This is a genomic window from Nonomuraea aridisoli (genome assembly GCF_003236395.1).
GTDB lineage: Bacteria > Actinomycetota > Actinomycetes > Streptosporangiales > Streptosporangiaceae > Nonomuraea > Nonomuraea aridisoli.
The window spans coordinates 1-9,903 of sequence record NZ_POUD01000316.1 but is presented as its reverse complement, the minus strand read 5'-3'; the positions used below and the strand labels follow the sequence as shown (position 1 = coordinate 9,903).

General features: G+C 73.8%; 11 protein-coding genes and 1 pseudogene. 1 reads left to right on the top strand and 11 read right to left on the bottom strand.

What is annotated here, in order from left to right; translation table 11 throughout:
- From C1J01_RS41900 to C1J01_RS49350, 3 genes and pseudogenes are all read right to left on the bottom strand, one after another.
- A partial coding sequence (locus tag C1J01_RS41900; RefSeq protein ID WP_146615918.1) for a hypothetical protein occupies positions 1 to 255 on the bottom strand: 255 nt, incomplete at its 3' end.
- Positions 256 to 379: 124 nt separating this feature from the next.
- Positions 380 to 1,372, bottom strand: a pseudogene (gene thrC / locus C1J01_RS41895) (threonine synthase); the annotation flags it as partial.
- Positions 1,373 to 1,409: 37 nt separating this feature from the next.
- A complete protein-coding gene (locus tag C1J01_RS49350) occupies positions 1,410 to 1,646 on the bottom strand; it encodes a hypothetical protein (RefSeq protein WP_146615917.1) in 237 nt (78 codons plus the stop codon).
- A 194-nt stretch (positions 1,647 to 1,840) separates the two neighbouring features.
- Here C1J01_RS49350 and C1J01_RS41890 point away from each other — a divergent pair, with 194 nt between their 5' ends.
- Positions 1,841 to 2,149, top strand: a complete 309-nt coding sequence (locus tag C1J01_RS41890) for an SIS domain-containing protein (RefSeq protein WP_111184604.1) — start codon at positions 1,841 to 1,843, stop codon at positions 2,147 to 2,149.
- On the opposite strand, the gene C1J01_RS41885 is transcribed toward C1J01_RS41890, so the two are convergent.
- From C1J01_RS41885 to C1J01_RS41850, 8 genes are read right to left on the bottom strand one after another with little or no spacing between them, the layout of a single operon-like run.
- A complete protein-coding gene (locus C1J01_RS41885) occupies positions 2,144 to 2,662 on the bottom strand; it encodes a GNAT family N-acetyltransferase (RefSeq protein WP_111184603.1) in 519 nt (172 codons plus the stop codon). The two genes, C1J01_RS41890 and C1J01_RS41885, sit on opposite strands and share 6 nt — an antisense overlap.
- 19 nt (positions 2,663 to 2,681) lie before the next feature.
- Entirely contained in the window at positions 2,682 to 3,242 is a 561-nt protein-coding gene (locus C1J01_RS41880) for a helix-turn-helix domain-containing protein (protein ID WP_235855024.1), read from the bottom strand.
- 27 nt (positions 3,243 to 3,269) lie between these two features.
- On the bottom strand, positions 3,270 to 3,557 hold the full coding sequence (locus C1J01_RS41875; RefSeq protein WP_111184601.1) for a DUF6204 family protein: 288 nt from the start codon (positions 3,555 to 3,557) through the stop codon (positions 3,270 to 3,272).
- Entirely contained in the window at positions 3,545 to 4,198 is a 654-nt protein-coding gene (locus C1J01_RS41870) for a TetR/AcrR family transcriptional regulator (RefSeq protein WP_111184600.1), read from the bottom strand. The genes C1J01_RS41875 and C1J01_RS41870 overlap by 13 nt, the downstream gene beginning before the upstream one ends.
- Positions 4,199 to 4,232: 34 nt before the next feature.
- Positions 4,233 to 5,981: an ABC transporter ATP-binding protein gene (locus C1J01_RS41865; RefSeq protein WP_111184599.1), complete on the bottom strand. Its 1,749-nt coding sequence runs from the start codon at positions 5,979 to 5,981 to the stop codon at positions 4,233 to 4,235.
- Positions 5,978 to 7,768 carry an ABC transporter ATP-binding protein gene (locus C1J01_RS41860; RefSeq protein ID WP_111184598.1) on the bottom strand — a complete coding sequence of 597 codons (1,791 nt, stop codon included), beginning with the start codon at positions 7,766 to 7,768 and terminating at the stop codon, positions 5,978 to 5,980. Before C1J01_RS41860 ends, C1J01_RS41865 begins: the two co-directional genes overlap by 4 nt.
- A gap of 22 nt (positions 7,769 to 7,790) precedes the next feature.
- Complete coding sequence (locus C1J01_RS41855) at positions 7,791 to 8,180, bottom strand: cupin domain-containing protein (RefSeq protein ID WP_111184597.1); 390 nt, start codon at positions 8,178 to 8,180, stop codon at positions 7,791 to 7,793.
- A 15-nt stretch (positions 8,181 to 8,195) separates the two neighbouring features.
- On the bottom strand, positions 8,196 to 9,638 hold the full coding sequence (locus tag C1J01_RS41850; RefSeq protein WP_111184596.1) for an MFS transporter: 1,443 nt from the start codon (positions 9,636 to 9,638) through the stop codon (positions 8,196 to 8,198).
- Positions 9,639 to 9,903 lie beyond the last annotated feature (265 nt).

Sequence of the window (9,903 nt, the reverse complement as noted above, 5' to 3'; positions counted from 1 at the left end):
GTCCCCCACGGCGCCCTCGCACTCCCCGCGCGGAGCGTCCCGATCGACCAGCGTCCTGGCCAGCGCGTCGACCGGCCGCCCGGCGGCGTCGGTGGTGAACGTCTGACGGTTGGCTCGGTAGGTGTGCTCGGGTTCGAGCAGCCGGGTGCAGGCGACGGTGTCGGGTTCGTACAACGGCGCGGACGCCGCGGCGCCGAACAACAGCGCCGCGGCCGCCCCACGCCACAGAACAGGCCGCAAGTCGGTCGGGGTCACGGACTCGTCCTCTCGCGGACGTCAACCTTCGTCCTAAAACCCGTCCCCGAGCACCAAACCACTTAACGTCACACAATCGCTACAAAGCGTAGTTACAGCGGCTAGTGCTGCATCACCGGCACCCTCAGGCGGCCAGGCGGAGGGCGCGGGCCACGGCGGCGGTGGTGGCGGGCGTCTCGCGGGGTGTGTAGCCGTCGCGGAGGGAGGCGTCGAGGTCCTTCAGGCCGTTCCCGCTGAGGGTGACCACGATCCGGAGCCCCGGCTCCAGCAGGCCCCTGGCGTGCAGGTCGAGCAGTCCCGCGACCCCCGCCGCCGACGCCGGCTCGGCGAAGACGCCGTCGCGGCGGGCCAGCATCCGGTACGCGGCGAAGATCTGCTCGTCGCTCACCGCCCCGATCAGCCCGCCGGACTCGTCACGGGCGGTCACGGCGCCGTCCCAGGTGGCCGGGTTGCCGACGTTGATCGCCGTCGCCTGCGTACGCGGCGCGGCCACGGGTGTCCCGTGCACGAGCGGCGCCGCGCCGGCCGCCTGGAAACCCCACATGCGCGGCAGCCCGTCCGACAGGCCGGCGTCGCGGTAGGTCCGGTAGCCGCCCCACGTCGCGGTGATGTTGCCGCCGTTGCCGACCGGCAGGCAATGCACGTCCGGCGCCCCGCCCAGGGCGTCCACGACCTCGTACGCCACCGTCCGCTGCCCTGCCAGGCGCAGCTCGTTCCCGGCCGAGTTGACCAGCGCGACCGGGTGGTGCGCGGCCAGCTCGCGGGCCACCCGCAGGCAGTCGTCGAACGTGCCGCCGATCTCGACGATCTCGGCGCCGTACCGGACGGCCTGGCTGAGCTTGCCCAGCGCGACGCGGCCCTTGGGGACGAGGACGGCGGCGGTCAGCCCGGCGCGGGCGGCGTACGCGGCGGCCGAGGCGCTGGTGTTGCCGGTGGACGCGCAGATCACGGTCTCCGCGCCGGCCTCGGCCGCCCGGCTGATGGCCACGGTCATGCCGCGGTCCTTGAAGGACCCGGTCGGGTTGGCGCCCTCCACCTTCAGCCACACCTCGCACGCGGTGAGGCCCGACAGGTGCTCCGAGCGCAGCAGCGGGGTGTTGCCCTCGTTGAGGGAGACCCGGCGAGCGAGCGGTCGTGCGGGTGCTGCTCGACGACTACCCGTTCGCGGCCCTCGGCTCCCTGCGCGCGCTCGCCGAGCGCGCCGGGGTGAGCCCGCCGACCGCCTCCCGCCTGTTCGACCGGCTCGGCTTCGCCGACTTCCAGGCCGCCGTACGCGACCGCTCCCGCCTCCTGGAGTTCGTCACCCGCGCCCCCGCGCCACCGGCCGGCGCGACGACCGGTGCGCAGGTGGGGCAGGCCGCGCAGGACCTGCGGACCGGGCTGGAGAGCACGCTCGCCGCCGTCCCCGAGCCGCTCTACGAAGCCGTGGCGGCGATGCTGGCGGAGGCCCGCGGCGTGTGGGCGTTCGGCGGCCCGCTGAGCGAGCTGGCCGCCGAATACCTGGTGCGCCAGCTGTCCGGCCTGCGACCGGGCGCGCACCGGGTGCCGGAGCCCGCGCACGCCCGCGCACGCCCGCGCCCGTACCGTGCTCGACCTGGGCGGATCCGACGTGATCGTGGCATACGACTTCCGCCGCTACTCCGCCGCCGCCGCGCGCTTCGTGCGGGCCGCGCGCGCCCGCGGAGCCCGGCTGGTGCTCGTCACCGACGCCTGGGAGTCGCCGCTGGCCGCCGAGGCGGAGGTGCTGATCAGGCTGCCGCGCGAGGCCGCCGGGCCGATCGCGCCGCTGGCGCACGAGATCGCCGTGACCGAGCTGCTGCTCGTCGCCACCGCCGCCCGCCTGGCCCCCGCCGGCCGCCTCGCCGACCTCGACGCGCTCGCCCAGACGCTATGACAGCCGCTTGTAGAAGAAGCTGCAGTCGAGCAGCGTCCCGTCGGGCGCCCCGGCGTACGCGGGGACGACGCCGTAACGGGTCCAGCCGCCGGTGAGATAGACGTGCTCGGCGGTGCTGCCGGTCTCGGTGTCCAGCATCAGCAGCTCGATCCCCGCCTCGGCCGCGGCCCGCTCGGCGGTGGCCAGCAGGGCGCGCGACAGGCCGCGGCCGCGGGCGGAACGGCGGACCAGCAGCTTGACCAGCTCGGCGCGGTGGCGGGAGTTGGGCTTGCCCGCCAGGAGCAGGCTGACGGTGCCGACCATGGCGCCGTCCTCGCGGCAGGCCCACACCAGCAGGTCGCCGGCCGCCACCGCCGGGGCCTGCGCCCGCCACCACGCGGCGGCGTCCTCATGGCCGAACGGCGTCACGAACCCGACGGACGCGCCGCCCTCCACGGCGTCGGCCAGCAGGTCGGCCAGCTCTTTGACGCAGGGGCCGAACTCCGCGGCGGACACGCGCTCGATGCTGGGCATGCACTCCTCCGATCGGGGGTCAGGGCAGGACGACGAAGATCGCGTACCGTACGGGATCGGGGCCGGGGCAGCGGAACCTGGAGGCGCCCCACAGGCGGAAGCGCAGGCAGTCGCCCGCCTCCACCCGATGCGTACGCCCGTCGGCGGTGATCTCCACCGCCCCTTCCAGGACCCAGATGTGCTGCTCCAGCCCGGGCACCGGGGGCGTGTCGTAGGCGATGTCGGCCCCGGCCCGCAGCCGCCCCTCGACGACCTCGCCGCGCAACCCGGGGTGCGGCGGCGACACCGAGCGGCGGACGAACCCCGACTCCTCGTCATGCCACACCGGCTGGCCGGCGGCGGTGACGACCTGCGGCGGCTCGGACTCCACCTCGGCCAGCAGTCGGGACATCGTGCGCTCGTAGACGGCGCAGAGCCGGCCGAGCAGGGCCGCGGTGGGGCTGATCTCGCCGCGTTCGAGCCGCGACAGCGTCGAGCGGCTGATCCCCGAGCGGCTCGCCAGCTCCTCCAGCGACCAGCCGCGCTCGGCGCGCAGCGCGGCGAGCCGCTCGGCCAGCCGTGCCTCGACGTCCTGTATCACATCCGGGAATATATCCCAGATCTGAGATCAGCGGCGACGGCGAATCTTGATCTCCCGCAGGTCGGTCACCGCGAGGCGCAGGATCTCGTGCGGCTGGCCGTGCGCCTCCAGCGCCGCCATCGCGCCCAGCGCGGCCTCGTCCTCGCCGTCGCCGGGCCCGGCCGGCACCTGGCACCGGAACGTGAACGCCGACACGCTCGCGTCATGCGTGAACGTCCCGGCCTCGGTGAACGCCAGGCCGCCCGCCGCCCGCACGGCGGCCCGTCCGGCGTCGTCGATCCCGGTGAACCTCCCGCTGATCGTCACCCTGAACACACCGGCTCCTCTCGCACGGCATAGGCCAGGACGCGTTCGCCCAGCACGCTCTCGGCGGCGTCCAGCAACTCCAGCACGGCCCCGGCGATCTCCTCGGGCCGCTGCCCGGCCGCGGTGCGCCGGGCGATCTCGCTCAGCACCAGCGCGTGCAGGCAGCCGAGGTGCCAGGCCACCACCCGCGGCAACGGGTCGTCCGCCCCGGCGCCGGTCTCCTCGGTCAGAACGGCGGCCAGCTCCTCGGTCATCTGGTGGCCGAGCTCCTCCAGTCGCGCGGTGAGCGTGGGAGCGGCCCGCATCATCTCCAGCACCCGCCCGAACCCGGCGCTCAGGCCCACCCGCCGCTCGCGCCCGCGCACCTCCTCGCGCAGCCGCCCGAGCACCGCCGCGGCCGCGGACCGCCCGGGAGGCCGCGCGCGCACGATGTCGGCCAGCCGCCGCGGCGAGGCCTCCTCGGGCGGCAGCACGAGGTCCTCCTTGGCCGGGAAGTAGTTGTAGACGGTGTTGACCGACACCTCGGCGGCGGCCGCGACCTCGGCGATCGTCACGTTGTCGAAACCGCGCTGCACGAACAGCCGCACGGCCGTCTCGGAGATGCGCTGCCTGGTCAGCCGCTTCTTCCGCTCCCTCAGTCCTTCGGTCACATCGGTGGAGCCTACACCAAATTTGGAGTGCGTTTCAGTTTTCTGCCGGGACGGGGTCGCGGCGGGTCAGGCGCCAGCCGGCCGCTCGGCTGCGTTCCCGCCAGTACCGGGCATAGTGGCCGTCCGCGGCGAGGAGCTCCTCGTGGGTTCCCGTCTCGGCGGCGACGCCGTCGGCCAGCACGACGATCTGGTCGGCGTCGCGGATCGTCTGCAGGCGGTGCGCGATCATCAGGACGGTGCGCTGCCCGGCCAGCGCCGCGACGGCCTGCCGCAGGGCGTGCTCGTTGCCGGCGTCCAGCGCGGCGGTGGCCTCGTCCAGCAGGACGATCGGGGTGTTCTTCAGCAGGGCGCGCGCGATGGAGATGCGTTGCCGCTCACCGCCCGACAGCCTGCTGCCGCCCTCTCCGACCGGCGCGTCCCAGCCGCCGGGCAGGCGTTCGGCGATGTCGGCGACGCGCGCCGTGCGGGCGGCGGCGTAGACCTCCTCGTCGGTGGCGTCGGGCCTGCCGACGCGCACGTTGTCGAGGATGGAGCCGTCGAAGAGGTAGACGTCCTGGAAGACCACGGAGATGAGCGACATCAGGTCTTCGGTCCGCATGTCGCGAACGTCCACACCGCCCACCCGTACCGTGCCGGCGTCGGGGTCGAAGAACCGCGCGATCAGCTTGATCACGGTCGTCTTGCCCGCGCCGGACGGGCCGACCAGCGCGGTGATCCGGCCCTGCGGCACCCGCATCGACAGCCCGTTCAGCACGGGGGCGCCGTCGTAGCCGAAGCGCACGTCGTCGAGTTCGACGTCGGCGCCGTCCGCCCGCCGCGACACCTCGGGTTCGGGCAGCGTCTCGGTGCCGAGCAGGGCGTTGATCTCGGCCAACGCGTTCTCGGCGACCCGGATCGCGCCACCGAGCTCCGCGAGGAGCATCACCGGCTCGACGAACCGCGCCGCCAGCACCAGCAGCGCGACCAGTTCGGCCGTCCCCAGCGAACCGTCCAGCACCAGGTACGTGCCCAGGGCCAGCAGCGCGACGAACGCCGCCTGCGCGATGAAGCCGAGCCCGACGATGCCCGGCATGCCGGCGCGCAACATCCGGCCACCGGCCGCGTGCTGTGCCTTGAGCGCCTCGTCGAGTGCGGCGTGCCCCTCCACCGTCCGGCCGAAGGCCCGCAGCACCGGCTGGGCGCGCGCGAACTCCACGATCCGCCCGGCGGCGTCGGCGTGGACGCGGTCCGCGTCCCGGTCGGCGGCCTGCATGCTCCGGCTCGCCACCCGGTACACCACCGCCACGGCCAGCGCGGCGACGGCCGTCGAGACGGCCAGCCGCCAGTCGAACAGGGCCATCGCCGGCACGACGACCAGCGGTGTGACGACGGCGTCGACCAGCTGCCGCAGCAGGTGCGCGGGCAGCCCCATGATGTCGATCACGCGCTGCGAGGCGAGGCGCCCGAGCCCGCCGACGCGATCGGCGGTGAACCACGCCGGCGGCAGCTGCGCGACCTTGTCACCGATGCGGCCGTGCAGGTCGCGGAGCAGGTCCGCGCAGGTCCGGTAACCGATCAGCGTCGCCGGGTGGTTCACCGCCGCGTAGCCGGCCCACGCCAGCGCGAGCGCGACCACCCACGGCCAGGCCCGCTCCGGTTCGCCGCCGAGCAGCTCGCGCAGCGCCGGGACCAGCAGGACGAACGCCACCCCCTGCAGCAGCGCCGCCGCGGTGAACCAGCCCAGCAGCCGGCGCAGCGCGCCGCCGTGCTCCGGGCCGAGCGCGTCGAACAGTCGACGGATCATCGTCCTTCCTCCTTCGCCGTGCCGGCCCCGGCGTAGGCGTCTTCGGGACCGGTCTGCTCCTGCAGCCGCCACATCCGCGCGTACCGGCCGTCGGCGGCGAGCAACTCCTCGTGGGTGCCCTGCTCGACCGTCCGGCCCTGTTCGAGCACCACGATGTGGTCGGCGTTGACCACCGAGGCCAGCCGATGCGCGACGACCAGCACGGTCCGCCCGGCCGCCAGCTCCGACAGCGCGTCCTGGATCATCGCCTCCGACTCGGGATCGGCATGCGCGGTCGCCTCGTCGAGCACCACGATCGGGGTGTCCGCGAGAACGGCCCGGGCGATGGAGATCCGCTGCGCCTCACCACCGGAGAAGCGCACGTCCCGGCCGACCACCGCGTCGTAGCCGCGCGGCAGCGCACGGACGCGTTCGTCGATGAGGGCCGCCCGCGCGGCGCGGCGCACCGTCTCCTCGTCCGCGTCGGGACGGGCGAGCCGGATGTTGTCGCGCACACTGGCGTCCAGCAGGTGGACGTCCTGCAGGACGAACGACACCAGCCGGTACAGCCGGTCCGGCGCGATGTCGCGCAGGTCGACGCCGCCGATCGAGACGCCGCCCGCGGTCGGGTCGAAGAACCGCGGCAGCAGCTTGGCCAGCGTCGTCTTCCCCGAACCCGACGTGCCGACCAGCGCGGTCACGGTGCCCGGCTCGAGCACCAGATCGACACCGCTCAACACCGGCCGATCCGCGTCGTAGGCGAACCCCACCCCGGAGAACTCCACCCGGACGCCCCCGCGGAGGTCCGGGTGCCGGGGCTCGGCGGGCGCCAGCAGCTCCGGCGCGGCGAGCAGCGCGCCCACCCGCTTGGCCGCCGCGCTCGCCATCTCCATGTCGTGGCTGTGGAAGTCCAGCGCCTGCACGGGCGCGGCCAGCCCCAGCCCGAGGATCGCGAACGGCAGCAGGTCGAGCGCGTCCAGATGACCGGCGGAGACCAGCGCCGTGCCGCCGGCCAGCACCGTCAGCAGAACGGTGACCGGGCTCAGCGCCAGGGCCGAGACCGCGCTCGCCCGGAACCCCGTCGACATCCAGGCGATGAAGAACGTCGCGAAATCGTCGGCGGCCTGCGCGTAACGCCGATGCGCACGCCTGGCCTGCCCGAACATCCGCACCACCGCGATGCCCTCGACGAACTCGATGACACTGCCGACGATGCGCTGCTGGGCCTCCTCGTAGGCCGCCGTCCCCGCGTTCAGGCTGATCGCCAGCCGGACGAACACCGCGACGCCGATCACGATCGGGATCAGCAGGATCAGCGTCATCCGCCAGTCCACCCAGAACAGGTAGACCAGCGTCACCAGCGGCGTCACCACGCTCGCGGTGAAGTTCAGCAACGAATGCGCGACCAGGTGGTGCATCGCGTCCACGTCGTGCTGGACCGCCTTCCCGATGCCGCCCGCGCCCCGATCGGTGAACCACCCCAGCGGGACGCGGCCCAGCCGGTCGACCAGACGCCGCCGTACCGACAACTGCAGATCGAGATCCGCGTGATGGGCGAGCGCTCCCGCCGCGGTGGTCAGCGCCAGCCACACCGCCAGCGCGCCCGCCGCGATCGCGGCGACCGCCCACGCGCGGCCGCCTTCGGCCGGTCCGGCCGCAAGCAGCACCCTGGCCAGCTCGGCCACCGCGGCGAACGGCACCACGGCGACCACCGCCGCGACGGCCTGGAGAGCGATCGCCGTGCCCAGCCGGGACCGGACGGGGCGCAGCAACTCCCCGAGACCCACGACAGGCGCATGGTCTTTCATCGTGTGACCTTCCATGCCGGCGCTAGGCTCCGATCCGCTTCTCCAGCCGCGTGCCGCGCGGCAGGGTGACGGCCATGATGGCGCTGGGGATGTCCAGCTCGATGCGGTGCCAGCGTCCGCGCGGGACGATGGCGGCGGTCCCGGCCGGCAGCCTGATCTCCTCCTCGCCCTGTCCCGGCCGCTCCGGGCGCAGGTAGAGGCGCATCTTGCCGATGAGGCAGGACACGATCTCCTCGGCCTCGGGATGGACCTCCCAGTGGTCGGCGTGGACGTCGGCGTCGGTCTTCGCGTGGAAGGCCCTCAGCCGCCAGCCGTCCTGGTCGAAGTCCGTGGGGCGTTTCCCGGCGTGGATCTCGCCGCTCTGGTGCAGCCGGAGCAGCGAGGCGAACAGATCGATCGGGGTGACGGTCATGCGTCCTTCCTTCGGTCAACTGGCCGGTTGCCGGTTCAACCGGTCATCGGTCTGCTCGGCCCGTGGCGGCGGGCCGGTCGGGCGCAGGACGGCTAATGCGATGAGGACGGCGGCGGCCAGCAGCCCGGCGGCCAGGGTCAGGCCGAGCGCGTACCCGTCGTTGAGGGTCTCGGGGGTGACGGTCCGGCCGGTGCGGTGCTGCGCCGCGGTGCCGAGCACGGCCAGGCCGAGTGAGGCGCCGATCTGGCGTGAACTGTTGAGCAGGCCCGACGCCGTGCCGCTCTCGTGGTGCGCGACCCCGGCGGTGCCGATGGAGACGATCGGGCCGAGGCAGAGCCCGAAACCGACACTGGCCACGATCGAAGGCCCGAGGACGTCGGTGACGAAAGCGCCGTCCGGGCTGATCAGGCCGAACCACGCCATCCCGGTCGCGGTCAGCAGCCCGCCGATGATCAGCAGCGTACGCGGCGCGAGACGGTGGCCGAGTCTGACGGCGAGCACGGAGCCGGCGACCACGCCGAGGGCCAGCGGCAGGAACATGAGCCCGGTCAGCGCCGGCCCCGTCGCGAGCACGCGTTGCAGGTAGAGGGAGACGAAGTAGAAGGCCGACGCTATGGCCGCACCGGTCAGGAGGTTGTAGGCGTTCGCCCCGGCGACCGAGCGGCCGGCGAGCAGGCCGAGCCGGATCAGCGGGTCGCGCGCCGTGGTCCGCTCGACGTGGACGAACGCGGCCAGCAGCACGACGGCGACCGCCAGGGTCGTCAGCGTGGCCGGCGAGGTCCACGCATACCGATCGGTGCGGACGACGCCGAACACCAGCAGCGTCATGCCCGCCGTGGCCAGCACCGCGCCGAGGGCGTCCGGGCGGCCGCCGCGCGCCGGGGGCGGCCCGGCGGCGACGCCCCGCCAGACCAGGGCCAGCGCGCAGGCGGCCATGGGCACGTTCACGAACATCACCCAGCGCCAGCCGGCGTACTCGGTGAGCAGGCCGCCGATCAGCACGCCGAGGGCGCCGCCGGCGGCGTTCGTCGCGCTCCAGACGCCGAAGGCCCGGACGCGGGCCCGGCCTTCGGGGAACGTCGTGGCCAGCAGCGCCAGCGCGGCCGGAGCCAGCGCCGCGGCCCCGATGCCCTGTACGGCTCGGGCGGCGACGAGGTGGCCGGGCTCGAGGGCGAGACCTCCCGCGAGCGAGGCGAGCGCGAACAGGCCGAGGCCGAGCAGCAGGACCCGCTTGCGCCCGTACCGGTCGGCGGCCTTGCCGCCCAGCAGGAGCAGCCCGCCGAAGGTGAGCGCGTAGGCGTGGATCACCCAGGTCAGGCCCGCCGCGCCGAACCCCAGGCCGACGGCGATCTCCGGGAGCCCGACGTTCACCACGGACAGGTCCAGCGACACCATGAACTGCACGACGGCCACCGCGGCGAGGGTGAGCCCCGTGGACGTACCGACCGTGGTCCTCATGACCGCAATCGTCGTCCAGCCGCTGGTCAGGGGCGTCTTACCAGCGGAGTCATCTGCGCCTACCCCTCGGGGACCGACGACCGCCCCGGCTACGACGCCGGGAGTAGACGACGGCGGGGGCGGCCGGTCCGCACGCTCCTAGATCGTTGATGTGAAATTCGCTGATCGTCTGCGGGCACAGCGAAGGGCGTCCAAGATCGGTTTGTGAAGACTGAGCTGGACGCCCTTCTGACGGCACTCTATGTCCATCTGGACGATCATGTGA